Raw genomic sequence first — 15,252 nt, forward strand, 5'->3', positions numbered from 1 at the left:
TTAAATCTGTTTTATGCTTGTAAAACAGTAATCAGCTTCTGATGCAAACCACCAAAACCACCATTCGACATAATTACTACGGCATCGCCCTCGCCTGCCTCTGCTACCACGGTCTGAATGATGTCATCCAGTGTGCGTGCAACTTTGGCCTTGTTTGGCGCAGCCTCAATGACCGGTTGCAGATCCCAGTCCAGTCCTTCCGGTTGATACCAGATCACTTCATCGGCCAGACGTGCTGAATGAGCCAAGCCATCTTTATGACTGCCCATGCGCATGGTATTGGAACGTGGTTCAATAATTGCCCAGAGTTTGCGTTCCCCTAGACGTTTGCGCGCACCTTCTAAGGTCGTATCAATCGCCGTCGGATGATGGGCGAAATCATCATAAACCTCGATACCACGGACTGTGCCTAACAGTTCCATACGGCGTTTCACCCCACCAAAATTCGATAGTGCTTCACAGGCAGTTTCAATCGATACGCCGACATGTTCAGCGGCAGCAATCGTGGCCAAGGCATTGGCCACCGAATGCTGTCCAGTCATATTCCATTGTACTTCGCCTTTGACCACGCCCTGTTGCAGCACTTTGAAATGTGAACCATCTGCTGACAATTGTTCTGCATACAGCTTAGCTTTTTCATTGGCATCCAGACTGGTGCGTACTACAGGTGTCCAGCAGCCCTGCTCCAGCACTTCATCAATATTGCTTTCAGTAATCGGCGCGATAATCCGGCCTTCACTTGGAATGGTACGAACTAGATGATGGAACTGCTTTTGAATTGCGGCTAGATCATCGAAGATATCGGCATGGTCAAATTCCAGGTTATTTAAAATTGCGGTTTTTGGATGGTAATGCACGAACTTGGAACGCTTGTCGAAGAAAGCAGAATCGTATTCATCGGCTTCGACACAGAAATATTTCCCACCACCGAGACGCGCACTTTCCGAAAAGCCCAATGGCACACCGCCAATCAGAAAACCTGGCTCCAGACCGGCTTGATCCAGTACCCAAGCCAGCATCGTGGTGGTCGTGGTTTTACCATGTGTTCCGGCGACACCCAGCACGTGTTTACCTTGCAGAACATGATCAGCCAGGAACTGCGGACCTGAAATATAAGGCAGACCTGCATTCAGCATATATTCGACTGCATCAATACCACGCTTCATGGCATTGCCGACGATCACCAGATCCGGATGAGGCTGTAAATGACTGCGGTCATAACCCTGCATTAAAGTGATGCCCGCATTTTCAAGTTGGGTCGACATGGGTGGATACACATTCAGGTCTGAACCTGTTACCTGGTGGCCCAGATCGCGTGCAAGTAGCGCTAACGAGCCCATAAAGGTGCCACAAATACCCAAAATATGCAGATGCATCTACTTTACTCCGTTCCTGTCTGACCCATCACTTTATATTGGTGCTGTTGTCATGATTTATTCAATTTGCAAGCAACGATAGCAAGGCTTTAGCTGAAAAGATAGTGAAAATTCTGGCCTTGTTGTGGGATTTTTTAAATCCTGTTTCACGGATAAATTCAAAGAAAATTTCAAAGCGATGCAATATCTTTTCGCCAAATAAACCGTAAAATAAGTTCGACTTTTTTGCAGAGTGCATGCAAATGCTGCCGGCTTTATTTCTTCTGGTAATTGCCAACTGTTTTATGACCCTGGCCTGGTATGGGCATTTAAAATTTTTGCCGCATGATGCACCGCTCTGGCAAGCGATTTTGTTCAGCTGGGCCATTGCCCTGTTTGAATATAGTCTGATGATTCCAGCGACCAAATTACTGGCGCAGCAAGGCCTGGCAGTCGGTCAAATGAAAATCACCCAGGAAGTCGTGACCTTACTAGTCTTTGTTCCTTTTATGATTTTTATGTTTAAACAGCCCTTTAAACTGGATTATCTCTGGGCTGCTTTATGTCTGTGTGGATGTGTCTATTTTGTATTCCGCAGTTCTTAAATAGTTGTAACTGCAGATACTCCCCTATTTTTATTACAGTTTTTGAAAATTCGATAAAAAAACAAGAAAAATCGAGCCTTGCTTTGACCGTTAAATTTTATGAAGCTGAATTTTCAGTCTATAATACGCACTCCTATTCAAGCTTGGCTCTCTCGTCGAGATTTATCTTTATCTCACTTTAATCTCTGGAAAATTTGCAATGAATGCGGCTGCTGCACAAGATACTCCTCTCGTAGGTATTATCATGGGTTCTCAATCAGATTGGGCAACTCTCGAACACACTGCCAATATGCTCAAGCAGCTTGGTGTCCCATTTGAAGCCGAAGTTGTTTCTGCACACCGTACCCCAGACCGCCTGTTTGAATATGCCGAGCAAGCGCGTGATCGTGGTATTCATGTAATTATTGCCGGTGCAGGTGGCGCAGCGCATTTACCGGGTATGTGTGCAGCGAAAACTGATCTTCCAGTTTTGGGTGTACCGGTGAAATCTTCGATTTTAAACGGTGTTGATTCATTGCTGTCTATTGTGCAAATGCCAGCCGGTATTGCGGTGGGTACCTTGGCCATCGGTCCTGCCGGTGCCACCAATGCTGCCATTATGGCCGCGCAAATTCTGGGTTTGACCCGTCCAGAAATCGCAAAAAATGTTGCAGATTTCCGTGCAGCGCAAACAGATAAAGTGGCAAGTAACAATATTCCAGGCCAAGCTTAAGTCGAGACACAGATTATGGATAAAACCATCGGTATTTTTGGTGGCGGTCAGCTGGGTCGTATGATGGCGCAAGCGGCACTTCCATTAAATATTCAATGTACATTTTTTGAAGCCAGCACAGACTGTCCTTCTGCTGCTTTGGGTCCGGTGATTTCGAGCCAGGCTGAAAATGGTCTGCAAGACTTTATTAATAGTGCAGATGTATTTAGCCTTGAGTTTGAAAATACGCCACTTACAGATGTTGATGTACTGACGCAAAGCAAGCAACTGCATCCGCCGCGTCAGGCTTTGGCGATTGCCCAGCATCGTCTGTCTGAAAAAGCCTTGTTTGATGAACTGGCTATTCCGGTTGCACCGTACAAAGCGGTCACTTCACTGGAAAGCTTAGAGGCTGCTGTAGCTGAACTGGGCTTGCCGATCGTACTGAAAACCTCGCGTGGCGGTTATGATGGTAAAGGCCAATTCGTTTTACGTTCGACCGATCAGATGGATCAGGCCTGGGCAGAATTGGGCCCTGCAGGTGAGCTGATTGCAGAAAGCTTTGTCACCTTCTCGCGTGAAGTTTCAATCATTGCAGTACGCGGCCAAGATGGTGATGTTAAAACCTGGCCATTGGCGGAAAATCATCATCATGACGGCATTCTGTCGCACTCGATTGTGCCAGCACCGGACAGTACTGACTTGCAGCCGGTAGCACAAGAATACATCACTCGCCTGCTGAATCATCTGAACTATGTCGGTGTGCTGACCCTTGAGTTGTTTGTGACAGACAATGGCCTATATGCCAACGAGATGGCACCACGTGTGCATAACTCGGGTCACTGGTCGATTGAAGGTGCAGTATGTTCGCAGTTTGAAAACCATGTGCGTGCCGTGGCAGGTTTACCTTTAGGTTCAACTGAAGTGATCCGCCCAACTGTCTTGGTGAACATCATTGGTCAGCATCCGAAATCTGCAGATGTACTTGCTCTGGAAGGTGCACATTTGCATCTTTACAATAAGTCAGAGCGCGAAGGCCGCAAGATTGGTCACATTACCCTGATGCCAAATGACAGCGCGCAATTGTCTGTACTTTGCCGCCAACTGGCGAAAATTTTACCGAATCCATTGGCATTGAGCGAAGATATGACCATCTAGGCTTTAACTTGCTGATAAAAAAAGCGATCACTTCGGTGATCGCTTTTTTATTTGTCTGCTTTCAGGCATGATTGCGCCTCTTCAAAAATACCTGCCATTGGTCGGATCAGTTTTTAAATCAATTGCTTATAAACTGATCAATTGAGTATAAATATACCAATTCAATAAAATCTTATTTACCGCTGAATTTTGTCATATTCATTTGTGGATAAGCCTAAAATCAAAGTTTGAATTTAAAACTGGAAAGTGGTTTTGAATTTAAATTCATAAAAACAAATTCGAATTTAAATCGGACTTTGAATTTAAACTTGCGCTTTTAAATTCAAAAAAATATGAATTCAAATTTAAAACTGGATAAATAAATTCAAAGTTTTGAATTTAAAAATATTAGCCCATTATTTAAATGAATTTAAAAGAAAAACTAGTGTAATTAGAGCATGTTGATGATCGAGAGTCGCTTTTCCTGAAACAAGTTATCCCCAGTAATTTTTAAATTTAAAACTGATTGCAAGTGTTTTGAATTTGAATTTAAAAATCCCGCTGATTTGAATTTAAATCAGGCTTGTGGATAACTCATGTTTAAATTTAAAGATTACAAAATGAATTTAAAAGTGTAGGAATTATGGATTTAAATTTACGCATTGGCGCTTTAATTTTCATCATGAGCTGCTAAGGTAGAAACATAATTCAAAATCTAAATACTCAAGGGTCTTATGCAACGGCTTGCACTTTTTATTGGTTCTGTGGTCTTGGCTGCTTCACAGGCACAGGCTGAACTTATTATTAATGGTCAACGTGTCACGCCGACTGATTTGACCTCTAGTTCAAATATCCCGAATTATGCCTCCCAAAATAATTTTCAAAACTGTCTCGCCAATTTGCGCAGTCAAGCTGTTGCTAGAGGTGTAAGCGGCAGTACCTATGATCGTTATACCCAAAACTTAAGCCCTGATTATTCAGTGATTGAACGCCTGAATTACCAGCCTGAATTTTCTACCCCAATTTGGGATTATCTGTCTGGTTTGGTGGATGAAGAACGGGTTCAGCTCGGCCGGCAAAAATTACAGCAACATCGTGAGGTGCTCAATCGTGTTGCTGCCACCTATGGTATACCTGCAGAAACGGTAGTTGCGGTATGGGGTGTCGAAAGTAATTTTGGTGATATTTCGGGGAAATATCCTTTATTACAGGCTTTAGGAACTTTGAGCTGTGAAGGTCGTCGCCAGAGTTATTTCCGTGGTGAGTTTTTTACCACTATGAAACTGTTACAGCGTGGCGATGTGCGTGAAGAACAATTAAAGGGTTCCTGGGCAGGCGCATTTGGTCATACCCAGTTTATGCCATCGACTTATGATGAGCTTGCAGTTGATTTTGATGGTGATGGCCGACGTGATCTAGTTTCGAGCATTCCGGATGCACTCGCATCAACTGCCAACTTTTTAAGCAAGCGTGGCTGGCAGAGCGGACAGCCTTGGGGTTTTGAAGTCAAGATCCCTCAAGGCATGTCGGTTTCCGGTGAAGGCCGAAGAAATAAAAAATCCTTGAGTAGTTGGAACAATCAAGGGGTGGTACGTGCCGATGGTTCGGCATTAATTCAAGGGAATTTATCACAATCCTCTCAAGCAGGATTACTTGCACCTGCAGGCCCGAGTGGCCCAGTATTTTTGGTATTTAAAAATTTTGATGCCATTTATAGCTATAACGCGGCAGAAAGTTATGCCTTGGCGATTGCACATTTATCCGATCGCCTGCAAGGTAAAGGTTCATTTATGGCCACATGGCCTACTGATGATCCGGGAACTTCGCGTGCAGAACGTCGTGAGATCCAGCAATTTCTGTTAAACCGTGGCTATGATATTGGTGCAGTGGATGGTCTGATTGGAGATAAAACCCGTCAGGCGATTCGTCAGGAACAGCAGCGTTTGGGCTTAAGTCCTACAGGTCGTGCCGGTCAGCAGATTCTGCGTGCTTTTAGAAATGAAAATGCCAAACGCATGATGCAATAAAAATATTGAAAACGAAAAAAGGTCTGCATTCATGCAGACCTTTTGTGATGACTGTTTTTGAGTAGCTATTATAGTCATGCAAGATAATAGTAATTCGCTGAATTTAAACAGCAGTAATGGTGCCGAGGACGCGATAGCCAGCGGCACCAGTGACTGCAGGCAAGTTACCATTCAGCTGGTTCATAAAACGCATGGCCAGCCAGGCAAAGGCAGTAGCTTCTACCCAGGTCGGACTGAGGCCCAGATCGGCGGTAGTCTGTACGCTCCATTCATGTTTGCGCAGGCGCCAGCGCAACTGCTCCAGTAAATGTGAGTTGTAGGCACCACCACCGCAAACAAAAACCTGTCCGGTATCCATGCCAGAGCGGTAAATTGCTTTTTTAATGGCTCGGGTGGTGAGCTTTAATAAAGTCGCCTGTACATTTTCCGGAGTGTCTTCCAGTTCATCGTATTGTAGGTCATTGCGCCAGTCGGCAATCTGTTCATCTAGCCATTCCAGATTGAAATCTTCACGACCAGTACTTTTCGGAGGTTCTTTGGAGAAGAATTCGTGTGACTGCAAGCGATCGAGTAAACTGCGAATCGGGGTGCCATATGCTGCCCAGTTACCATTTTCATCAAAAGGCTGGCCAGTATAACGGGAACACCAAGCATCCATCAGGATATTGGCCGGTCCGGTATCAAAACCATATACCTCTTCAGGCTTCCCGGCAGGCAGCAGGCTGACATTGGCAATGCCACCCAGATTTAAAATGACCCGGTGAATGCTGTCATGCTGGAAAATATCCTGATGAAATGCCGGAACTAAAGGCGCTCCCTGACCACCTGCCGCCAGATCACGACGACGAAAATCTGAAATCACCGGAATCTGGGTAATTTCAGTAATGATGTTCGGATCACCAATTTGCAGGGTAAAACCATGTTCAGGACGATGCCGGATAGTCTGGCCATGCGAGCCAATCGCCTTAATTCTGGATTTATCTAGGTTGTTTTTTTCAATCAGCGCATTAATACCATGACCAATCATTTGTGCCAGTGCAACATCAGCCTTGCCCATGCGGTCAATTTCATTGTCATCCGGCAAAGTCAGTGCCATCAGCTCATCCCGAAGGTCAGGATCAAATGCCAAAGTGAGTGTGGCATGAAGCTGGAGTGGATCAAAAGAAGCAGCAACAATATCGACACCATCCATGCTCGTGCCGGTCATTACCCCAATATAGATCGCTGTCATGGTTATTCTTAAGCCTGCAATATGCTGAAAAAGTGTTAGTATATCGCACAAATTGAGTAACTGATGTATTGGATTTTGTGATGTCAAATTTCCTGCCGGCTGAAGAACAACTTGCCCTCATTCAACGAGGCACCCACGAAATTATTTCTGAAGAAGACCTTCTCAAGAAATTAAAATTGAATCGTCCATTAAAAATTAAAGCGGGTTTTGACCCGACTGCACCTGATTTGCACTTGGGCCACACAGTTCTTATTAATAAGTTAAAAGTATTCCAAGACTTGGGTCATGAAGTGTTGTTCCTAATTGGTGACTATACTGCGATGATCGGTGACCCAACCGGAAAAAGTGCTACACGTCCGCCATTGTCACGTGAACAGGTTTTAGAGAACGCTAAAACATATCAAGAACAAGTATTTAAAATTCTTGATCCAAACAAAACCAAAGTGGTGTTTAACTCGGAGTGGTTTGCACAAAAAACTGCGGCTGATTTAATTCAATTGGCATCACAGCAAACGGTTGCACGTATGCTTGAGCGTGATGACTTCACCAAGCGTTATAACAATCAACAACCGATCGCGATTCATGAATTTTTGTACCCATTGGTACAAGGCTATGACTCTGTTGCGTTGGAAGCAGATGTTGAATTAGGTGGTACAGACCAAACCTTTAACTTGTTGATGGGTCGTACCTTACAAGGTCGCTATAACCAGGAAGCTCAAGTCTGTATCACAGTGCCAATCCTTGAAGGTTTAGATGGCGTCAACAAGATGTCTAAATCTTTAGGTAACTATATTGGTGTATTTGATGCACCGGGCGCGATGTACCAGAAAGTGCTCTCAATGCCGGATGCATTGATTGAGCGTTATTTTGATCTGCTGAGCTTCAAAACCATTGAAGAAATTCAGCAACTATTAAAAGAAGTGGCAGAAGGCCGTAATCCTCAAGAAGTCAAAAAGATTCTCGCGCTGGAGCTGGTCGAGCGTTTCCATGGTGCAGAAGCGGCTGCCAATGCCCATAAAGGTGCGGGCAATATCATTACTGAAGGTGAATTACCTGAAGGTACGCCAGAAGTCACTATTTCGCGTGGCGAGTTTGGTGGTGAAATCTTTATTACCTCGATTTTACGTGAAGCAGGCTTAACCAAAAATGCAGCCCAAGCTAAAGATGCATTAGGCCGTGGCGCAGTGAAAGTGGATTGGCAGACTGTAGATACGACCTATTCTGTGAAAGAGAATGTAACTTTGATTGTTCAGGCCAGTAAAAAAGCAATCGCTAAAGTCACTTTTGTTGACTAAAAAGCGGATAAGTTATTGAAATAAAAGCAGGCTTCGGTCTGCTTTTTTTATTGATGTTCTATATTTAAAAATCAAATAAGTAAAGTCAAAAAAAACCCTATGAAAACAAGAGTTAATTTTTCCCAAATCACTTGCTTTTCATCTTTATTATGTATAGGATTTATTCATCTAGAGAATTCGTTTAGAGCATCTAGAGGGTAGTAAAAATAATAGTACTCCACAATTGAGAAAGTCTCTTTTCCAAGAGGCTCTTTTTAAAAGCTTTAAAGCGAATAACTATAATAATGACATAATGGATCGGGTAAAGATTCAATTCTAAGGAGGAGATTTTGGGAGAGATCTCTTCCTTTTTTATTTATTCTGATTGCGTAATCAAGATATAAATCTGCATGTTTACTCTTCTCATTGAGCAACTAAACTTAAAATTAACTAGCAAATTGGGCTTAGGTGAATGACCTCTAAGAATGAGTTCATTTCAATTGACTGTGAAAAAAGAGCAAAACATAAAAAATTAAAACAGAGGTGGTTTGATGTATCACTATCTAACAGAAGATATTTTTGATGAACAGATCGATTGCATTTTACGGTTCTTATTTGAATACCAGCCGGTCGAACAAAAACAGCAACTCTATAGATCTGTCTATACTTTATTTATGCAGCTTGATCTGGCCGCACATTATTTTTTGTTTTCCCTGATTGAAGAGCAGTTACCGCGACGCGCGAAATTATTCTTTATTGCCGAGGATTATCAGGGTAAGAAAGACATAATTGTAGAAGTTATGCAACACTGGCTTGGACAGCAACAACAGGAAAAAGTCGCTTAATGCAAAATAACAGACTTTATCTTCTATATATAAGTAGTCTAAGCATGGTTTTGGGATTCGAAAACTAAAAATGAATACCTCTTTTATATAGCAGCCCAAGAATAGGCTTTTATAAAAGCTTTTTACGTAAAAAATAACTCACAAATTAAGGAGTCTAGGATTTAGATCGGCTTACTGAGCGAGATAGATTAATTTTGGTTTTCTTTTGACGTGCTAATTTAAATAAAAGACAAGATTTCAATGTTAAAAGGCTAAAAATACTATTTTAACGATTATTGTGATAGCTTTTAGGTCTAAATGAATTTTCAGTTATAAAAATAAAATGACGTGTTTAGTGGGTTTATTGCATAAAAACGCTTAAAAATTAGATAAAAAAGCGATTTTTTAGCAATTTTTGTAGAAAAAAAAGACATACGTGAAAAATATAGTGAATTGGGGGTTGCAATGATTCTGAAATCCTCTAGAATGCACCCATACCGACGAGATAGACGGAAACGAACGAAGCAGAATGGCGGAGTTGTTGAGTTTATCGAAGTCCAGCTTCTGGCACTGACGAGGTGTTAGAAAGATCATTAAGAGATTATGAAGAACAACTTGTGTGGATTTTTACTGGTTGATCGATCGAAATTATTTTCATTGATTGATGGTAGAAATTACTCGAAGTTTATTTGAGAAATATTTGTCAGAAAATTGATGAGCCAAGATTGGTGCCCTTTAAGGCACTACATAGTATTAAACTGAAGAGTTTGATCATGGCTCAGATTGAACGCTGGCGGCAGGCTTAACACATGCAAGTCGAGCGGGGAAAGGTAGCTTGCTACCTGACCTAGCGGCGGACGGGTGAGTAATGCTTAGGAATCTGCCTATTAGTGGGGGACAACATCTCGAAAGGGATGCTAATACCGCATACGTCCTACGGGAGAAAGCAGGGGACCTTCGGGCCTTGCGCTAATAGATGAGCCTAAGTCGGATTAGCTAGTTGGTGGGGTAAAGGCCTACCAAGGCGACGATCTGTAGCGGGTCTGAGAGGATGATCCGCCACACTGGGACTGAGACACGGCCCAGACTCCTACGGGAGGCAGCAGTGGGGAATATTGGACAATGGGGGGAACCCTGATCCAGCCATGCCGCGTGTGTGAAGAAGGCCTTTTGGTTGTAAAGCACTTTAAGCGAGGAGGAGGCTACCGAGATTAATACTCTTGGATAGTGGACGTTACTCGCAGAATAAGCACCGGCTAACTCTGTGCCAGCAGCCGCGGTAATACAGAGGGTGCAAGCGTTAATCGGATTTACTGGGCGTAAAGCGCGCGTAGGTGGCCAATTAAGTCAAATGTGAAATCCCCGAGCTTAACTTGGGAATTGCATTCGATACTGGTTGGCTAGAGTATGGGAGAGGATGGTAGAATTCCAGGTGTAGCGGTGAAATGCGTAGAGATCTGGAGGAATACCGATGGCGAAGGCAGCCATCTGGCCTAATACTGACACTGAGGTGCGAAAGCATGGGGAGCAAACAGGATTAGATACCCTGGTAGTCCATGCCGTAAACGATGTCTACTAGCCGTTGGGGCCTTTGAGGCTTTAGTGGCGCAGCTAACGCGATAAGTAGACCGCCTGGGGAGTACGGTCGCAAGACTAAAACTCAAATGAATTGACGGGGGCCCGCACAAGCGGTGGAGCATGTGGTTTAATTCGATGCAACGCGAAGAACCTTACCTGGTCTTGACATAGTAAGAACTTTTCAGAGATGGATTGGTGCCTTCGGGAACTTACATACAGGTGCTGCATGGCTGTCGTCAGCTCGTGTCGTGAGATGTTGGGTTAAGTCCCGCAACGAGCGCAACCCTTTTCCTTATTTGCCAGCGGGTTAAGCCGGGAACTTTAAGGATACTGCCAGTGACAAACTGGAGGAAGGCGGGGACGACGTCAAGTCATCATGGCCCTTACGACCAGGGCTACACACGTGCTACAATGGTCGGTACAAAGGGTTGCTACCACGCGAGTGGATGCTAATCTCAAAAAGCCGATCGTAGTCCGGATTGGAGTCTGCAACTCGACTCCATGAAGTCGGAATCGCTAGTAATCGCGGATCAGAATGCCGCGGTGAATACGTTCCCGGGCCTTGTACACACCGCCCGTCACACCATGGGAGTTTGTTGCACCAGAAGTAGGTAGTCTAACCTTAGGGGGGACGCTTACCACGGTGTGGCAGATGACTGGGGTGAAGTCGTAACAAGGTAGCCGTAGGGGAACCTGCGGCTGGATCACCTCCTTAACGAAAGATTGACGATTGGTAAGAATCCACAACAAGTTGTTCTTCATACGATGTATCTGAGGGTCTGTAGCTCAGTTGGTTAGAGCACACGCTTGATAAGCGTGGGGTCACAAGTTCAAGTCTTGTCAGACCCACCAAATCTGACTAACGCAGCATGAAAGTGCTGAAGCAAACAGAACAGAACGATACATTGACTTATTGATAAGCTGGGGACTTAGCTTAGTTGGTAGAGCGCCTGCTTTGCACGCAGGAGGTCAGGAGTTCGACTCTCCTAGTCTCCACCATACATTCCTACGGAATGTATAAAGACAAAAGCTAATAAATAGACAATCAGTTGATTGTTAGTTTAGTCCTTAAGCGATCAAGTGATGAGATCCTAGAGATTAACAAGTACAAGCGTTATGATACGCGCACTTGATAATCTCTGTGATTTATCACAGTTTCCTGACCTGACGAAGGCTGGAAAAATCATTAACAGAATATATTTGAGTTGAAATAATTTGTTCAAACTCGTTTTTAAGATCAACACTAACAGTGATTTATTACTGTGATGTGAAGATTAAGGAAATGAGTTCTAGCGAAATTAACTGAATCAAGCGTTTTGGTATATGAATCTAATTGAAGCTGTACAGTGCTTAAGTGCACAAGACGCCAACTGTATGAGCGTGATGAGAGATCATCACAATCTGTTGCTTATCCTACTTGTAAGGATAAACGACTGTTTGGGGTTGTATAGTCAAGTAATTAAGTGCATGTGGTGGATGCCTTGGCAGTCAGAGGCGAAGAAAGACGTGATAGCCTGCGAAAAGCTCCGGGGAGGCGGCAAATATCCTGTGATCCGGAGATGTCTGAATGGGGAAACCCACTTACCATAAGGTAGGTATTGCAACATGAATACATAGTGTTGCAAGGCGAACGAGGGGAAGTGAAACATCTCAGTACCCTTAGGAAAAGAAATCAATTGAGATTCCCTCAGTAGCGGCGAGCGAAAGGGGAAGAGCCCATTAAGTCATATAAGTTCTAGTGGAACGCTCTGGGAAGTGCGACCGTAGACGGTGATAGTCCTGTACACGAAAGGGCTTATATGATGATGTCGAGTAGGGCGAGGCACGTGAAACCTTGTCTGAATATGGGGGGACCATCCTCCAAGGCTAAATACTCCTGACTGACCGATAGTGAACCAGTACCGTGAGGGAAAGGCGAAAAGAACCCCTGTGAGGGGAGTGAAATAGATCCTGAAACCGCATGCATACAAGCAGTGGGAGCCGGCTTAGTCCGGTGACTGCGTACCTTTTGTATAATGGGTCAGCGACTTATATTCAGTAGCAAGGTTAACCGAATAGGGGAGCCGTAGGGAAACCGAGTCTTAATAGGGCGTTTAGTTGCTGGGTATAGACCCGAAACCAGGTGATCTATCCATGAGCAGGTTGAAGGTTGGGTAACACTAACTGGAGGACCGAACCCACTGTCGTTGAAAAGCCAGGGGATGACTTGTGGATAGGGGTGAAAGGCTAATCAAACTTGGTGATAGCTGGTTCTCCCCGAAAGCTATTTAGGTAGCGCCTCGGACGAATACCATTGGGGGTAGAGCACTGTTTCGGCTAGGGGGTCATCCCGACTTACCAAACCGATGCAAACTCCGAATACCAATGAGTACTATCCGGGAGACAGACTGCGGGTGCTAACGTCCGTAGTCAAGAGGAAAACAATCCAGACCGCCAGCTAAGGCCCCAAAATTATAGTTAAGTGGGAAACGATGTGGGAAGGCATAGACAGCTAGGAGGTTGGCTTAGAAGCAGCCACCCTTTAAAGAAAGCGTAATAGCTCACTAGTCGAGTCGGCCTGCGCGGAAGATGTAACGGGGCTAAAACTATATGCCGAAGCTGCGGATGCATAATTTATTATGCGTGGTAGGGGAGCGTTCTGTAAGCCGATGAAGGTGGATTGAGAAGTCTGCTGGAGGTATCAGAAGTGCGAATGCTGACGTGAGTAACGACAATGCGAGTGAAAAACTCGCACGCTGAAAGACCAAGGGTTCCAGTCCAACGTTAATCGGGGCTGGGTGAGTCGACCCCTAAGGCGAGGCCGAGAGGCGTAGTCGATGGGAAATTGGTTAATATTCCAATACTTCTGTGTAATGCGATGAGAGGACGGAGAAGGTTAAGTCAGCCTGGCGTTGGTTGTCCAGGTGGAAGGTTGTAGGCATGTATCTTAGGCAAATCCGGGGTACTCTATGCTGAGAACTGATAGCAAGCTGTACTTGTACAGTGAAGTGGCTGATACCATGCTTCCAGGAAAAGTCTCTAAGCTTCAGTTACACAGGAATCGTACCCGAAACCGACACAGGTGGTCAGGTCGAGTAGACCAAAGCGCTTGAGAGAACTCTGCTGAAGGAACTAGGCAAAATGGTACCGTAACTTCGGGAGAAGGTACGCTGTTGTCTGTGATAGGACTTGCTCCTTGAGCGGGCGACAGCCTCAGAAACCAGGCCCCTGCAACTGTTTATTAAAAACATAGCACTCTGCAAACACGAAAGTGGACGTATAGGGTGTGATGCCTGCCCGGTGCTGGAAGGTTAATTGATGGGGTTAGCGTAAGCGAAGCTCTTGATCGAAGCCCCAGTAAACGGCGGCCGTAACTATAACGGTCCTAAGGTAGCGAAATTCCTTGTCGGGTAAGTTCCGACCTGCACGAATGGCATAATGATGGGGGCGCTGTCTCCAGCAGAGACTCAGTGAAATCGAATTCGCCGTGAAGATGCGGTGTACCCGCGGCTAGACGGAAAGACCCCGTGAACCTTTACTGCAGCTTGACATTGAACTTTGATCTTACTTGTGTAGGATAGGTGGGAGGCTTTGAAGTCGCGACGCTAGTTGCGATGGAGCCGTCCTTGAAATACCACCCTGGTAATATTGAGGTTCTAACTCTGTCCCGTTATCCGGGACGAGGACCATGTCTGGTGGGTAGTTTGACTGGGGCGGTCTCCTCCTAAAGAGTAACGGAGGAGTACGAAGGTGCGCTCAGCGTGGTCGGAAATCACGCGTAGAGTATAAAGGCAAAAGCGCGCTTAACTGCGAGACCCACAAGTCGAGCAGGTACGAAAGTAGGTCTTAGTGATCCGGTGGTTCTGTATGGAAGGGCCATCGCTCAACGGATAAAAGGTACTCTGGGGATAACAGGCTGATACCGCCCAAGAGTTCATATCGACGGCGGTGTTTGGCACCTCGATGTCGGCTCATCTCATCCTGGGGCTGAAGCAGGTCCCAAGGGTATGGCTGTTCGCCATTTAAAGAGGTACGCGAGCTGGGTTTAGAACGTCGTGAGACAGTTCGGTCCCTATCTACCGTGGGCGTTGGAAATTTGAGAGGATCTGCTCCTAGTACGAGAGGACCAGAGTGGACGAACCTCTGGTGTACCGGTTGTCACGCCAGTGGCATCGCCGGGTAGCTATGTTCGGAAGGGATAACCGCTGAAAGCATCTAAGCGGGAAGCCTACCTCAAGATAAGATTTCCCCGAGACTTTATGTCTCCTAAAGAGCCGTTGAAGACTACGACGTTGATAGGTTGGATGTGGAAGCATAGTGATATGTGAAGCTGACCAATACTAATTGCTCGTGAGGCTTGACTATACAACACCCAAACAGTTGTTGTACGAACTTCGAAAGAAGTGAGGATCAATTGATTCGATATTAAACAAAGTGACTTGATTTAGTTACGCTAAACGAACAAACTACTGCAACTCAGATATACCTGTTAATAACTCATTTGACGAAAGCTAGGCTAGCGAAGTGAAAACAACGCCCATAAGACCCAAG

Annotated in this window: 9 protein-coding genes, 2 tRNA genes and 2 rRNA genes; 10 read left to right on the forward strand and 3 right to left on the reverse strand. The window is 45.0% G+C overall.

The window, feature by feature from the left end; translation table 11 throughout:
- Positions 1–11: 11 nt before the first annotated feature.
- Both mpl and HGD77_RS00470 read right to left on the reverse strand, forming a co-directional pair.
- Complete coding sequence (gene mpl / locus HGD77_RS00465; protein ID WP_004281908.1) at positions 12–1,376, reverse strand: UDP-N-acetylmuramate:L-alanyl-gamma-D-glutamyl-meso-diaminopimelate ligase; 1,365 nt, start codon at positions 1,374–1,376, stop codon at positions 12–14.
- 61 nt (positions 1,377–1,437) lie between these two features.
- Positions 1,438–1,614, reverse strand: coding sequence for a hypothetical protein (locus tag HGD77_RS00470; RefSeq protein ID WP_016806943.1), 177 nt, complete (start codon positions 1,612–1,614; stop codon positions 1,438–1,440).
- Between the two features lie 4 nt (positions 1,615–1,618).
- Here HGD77_RS00470 and HGD77_RS00475 point away from each other — a divergent pair, with 4 nt between their 5' ends.
- From HGD77_RS00475 to HGD77_RS00490, 4 genes are all read left to right on the forward strand, one after another.
- Positions 1,619–1,960: a DMT family protein gene (locus tag HGD77_RS00475; RefSeq protein WP_004647146.1), complete on the forward strand. Its 342-nt coding sequence runs from the start codon at positions 1,619–1,621 to the stop codon at positions 1,958–1,960.
- A gap of 199 nt (positions 1,961–2,159) precedes the next feature.
- The gene (gene purE, locus HGD77_RS00480; RefSeq protein ID WP_005094870.1) at positions 2,160–2,672 is read left to right on the forward strand and encodes a 5-(carboxyamino)imidazole ribonucleotide mutase; all 513 of its coding nucleotides are present in this window, start codon (positions 2,160–2,162) and stop codon (positions 2,670–2,672) included.
- Between the two features lie 15 nt (positions 2,673–2,687).
- Positions 2,688–3,809 (forward strand): 5-(carboxyamino)imidazole ribonucleotide synthase, encoded by a 1,122-nt coding sequence (locus HGD77_RS00485; protein WP_005094872.1) that lies wholly within the window; start codon positions 2,688–2,690, stop codon positions 3,807–3,809.
- Between the two features lie 713 nt (positions 3,810–4,522).
- Positions 4,523–5,815 (forward strand): lytic murein transglycosylase, encoded by a 1,293-nt coding sequence (locus HGD77_RS00490; RefSeq protein ID WP_005094875.1) that lies wholly within the window; start codon positions 4,523–4,525, stop codon positions 5,813–5,815.
- Between the two features lie 103 nt (positions 5,816–5,918).
- Here the strand turns inward: HGD77_RS00490 and HGD77_RS00495 are convergent, their stop codons facing one another.
- Positions 5,919–7,046 carry an anhydro-N-acetylmuramic acid kinase gene (locus tag HGD77_RS00495; protein WP_005094877.1) on the reverse strand — a complete coding sequence of 376 codons (1,128 nt, stop codon included), beginning with the start codon at positions 7,044–7,046 and terminating at the stop codon, positions 5,919–5,921.
- A gap of 80 nt (positions 7,047–7,126) precedes the next feature.
- On the opposite strand from HGD77_RS00495, the gene tyrS reads away from it, so the two are divergent.
- The 6 genes from tyrS to HGD77_RS00525 all read left to right on the forward strand — a co-directional run bounded on the left by tyrS (position 7,127) and on the right by HGD77_RS00525 (position 15,066).
- Entirely contained in the window at positions 7,127–8,341 is a 1,215-nt protein-coding gene (gene tyrS, locus HGD77_RS00500) for a tyrosine--tRNA ligase (RefSeq protein WP_004647151.1), read from the forward strand.
- Positions 8,342–8,871: 530 nt separating this feature from the next.
- Positions 8,872–9,165 carry a hypothetical protein gene (locus HGD77_RS00505; protein WP_005094878.1) on the forward strand — a complete coding sequence of 98 codons (294 nt, stop codon included), beginning with the start codon at positions 8,872–8,874 and terminating at the stop codon, positions 9,163–9,165.
- Positions 9,166–9,899: 734 nt separating this feature from the next.
- A 16S ribosomal RNA gene (locus HGD77_RS00510) occupies positions 9,900–11,437 on the forward strand.
- A 60-nt stretch (positions 11,438–11,497) separates the two neighbouring features.
- Positions 11,498–11,574: transfer RNA gene (locus HGD77_RS00515), tRNA-Ile, on the forward strand.
- Positions 11,575–11,645: 71 nt separating this feature from the next.
- Positions 11,646–11,721, forward strand: a tRNA-Ala gene (locus HGD77_RS00520).
- Positions 11,722–12,171: 450 nt separating this feature from the next.
- Positions 12,172–15,066, forward strand: a 23S ribosomal RNA gene (locus tag HGD77_RS00525).
- The 16S and 23S rRNA genes sit together here with 2 tRNA genes alongside, the layout of an rRNA operon.
- The last annotated feature ends 186 nt before the right edge of the window (positions 15,067–15,252 follow it).

It is taken from the genome of Acinetobacter sp. NEB149 (assembly GCF_012516415.1).
Classification (GTDB): domain Bacteria; phylum Pseudomonadota; class Gammaproteobacteria; order Pseudomonadales; family Moraxellaceae; genus Acinetobacter; species Acinetobacter lwoffii_V.

Coding starts and splice junctions, on each gene's coding strand:
- mpl (WP_004281908.1), bottom strand. CDS start 1,376: ATGCATCTGCATATTTTGGGTATTTGTGGCACCTTTATGGGCTCGTTA.
- HGD77_RS00470 (WP_016806943.1), bottom strand. CDS start 1,614: ATGCACTCTGCAAAAAAGTCGAACTTATTTTACGGTTTATTTGGCGAA.
- HGD77_RS00475 (WP_004647146.1), top strand. CDS start 1,619: ATGCTGCCGGCTTTATTTCTTCTGGTAATTGCCAACTGTTTTATGACC.
- purE (WP_005094870.1), top strand. CDS start 2,160: ATGAATGCGGCTGCTGCACAAGATACTCCTCTCGTAGGTATTATCATG.
- HGD77_RS00485 (WP_005094872.1), top strand. CDS start 2,688: ATGGATAAAACCATCGGTATTTTTGGTGGCGGTCAGCTGGGTCGTATG.
- HGD77_RS00490 (WP_005094875.1), top strand. CDS start 4,523: ATGCAACGGCTTGCACTTTTTATTGGTTCTGTGGTCTTGGCTGCTTCA.
- HGD77_RS00495 (WP_005094877.1), bottom strand. CDS start 7,046: ATGACAGCGATCTATATTGGGGTAATGACCGGCACGAGCATGGATGGT.
- tyrS (WP_004647151.1), top strand. CDS start 7,127: ATGTCAAATTTCCTGCCGGCTGAAGAACAACTTGCCCTCATTCAACGA.
- HGD77_RS00505 (WP_005094878.1), top strand. CDS start 8,872: ATGTATCACTATCTAACAGAAGATATTTTTGATGAACAGATCGATTGC.